Genomic DNA, 815 nt, shown 5'->3' on the forward strand with positions numbered 1-815 from the left:
AAGTCCTTCGCTGTGCTGGCATCGCTCGTTAACACGGCAAAGCTTAACGGCGTGGATCCTGAAGTCTGGCTTGCCGATGTGCTGGAACGCATCATCTCCGGCAAGGTGACTGCCAACCAGATGGAGACGCTCTTCCCGTGGGCCTGGAAGGCCGAACGCGAGGGCATTGCAGATCAGGAGCGAAGGGCGGCATGACACAGAACAGCCAAGGGACGACCGCACGGCCGAAGCTTGATGATCAGGCATTCGAAGCGTTTATCAGGGCACGTCGTCCGGCATCGCCAATCTGGTCGATGAGCGGTCTCGATGGCTATCTCACGGCTCTCATCATCGGCCCAAAGTTTATCGACCCACGCCAATGGATCCCGGAACTGACCGGTCCGGATGCCCTGAACCTGCCGATGGAAACAACCGAACATCGGGCCGTGCAGACGATCGTTGCGGAATATAACCGCATCTCTGCGAGCCTTTCCGAAACACCGAAAGACCACCGGCCCAAGTTCACCAAGATCGATGATCAGACCTTTGATCCATTCGATTGGGACCTCTGCTTTCTGCTAGGAACAAGGTACGCGCCAAAGCTTTGGCAGCCCATCCTTCGAGGTCATGCCGTCACTGGCGATATCGTCGCGCCCATCCGCAAGCTCGGCGAGGCAAAACGGAAAGCGACCCGCCAGGATGCTGCTGAGGTCGCCGAAGCACTCGTCAATATCCGATCCTATTTTATGCCGAAGCGGGCAAAGCAGAAGTTCTGACCGAGAGCCAGAAACCTATTTAGTCAATCACGAAAGCCGTGGGCCATTCGTTGCGCTCAC

Annotated in this window: 2 protein-coding genes; both read left to right on the plus strand. The window is 57.1% G+C overall.

The annotated features are described in order from the left end of the window. Positions 1-195, plus strand: a 195-nt coding sequence (locus EUU22_RS22235) for a transposase domain-containing protein (RefSeq protein WP_165351267.1), incomplete at its 5' end; no start/stop codon positions are given. Next, positions 192-755: a UPF0149 family protein gene (locus EUU22_RS22240; protein ID WP_112691461.1), complete on the plus strand. Its 564-nt coding sequence runs from the start codon at positions 192-194 to the stop codon at positions 753-755. The genes EUU22_RS22235 and EUU22_RS22240, both read left to right, overlap by 4 nt. Positions 756-815 lie beyond the last annotated feature (60 nt).

Source organism: Ciceribacter ferrooxidans, from assembly GCF_004137355.1.
Taxonomy (GTDB): Bacteria; Pseudomonadota; Alphaproteobacteria; order Rhizobiales; family Rhizobiaceae; genus Allorhizobium; species Allorhizobium ferrooxidans.

Coding starts and splice junctions, on each gene's coding strand:
- EUU22_RS22240 (WP_112691461.1), top strand. CDS start 192: ATGACACAGAACAGCCAAGGGACGACCGCACGGCCGAAGCTTGATGAT.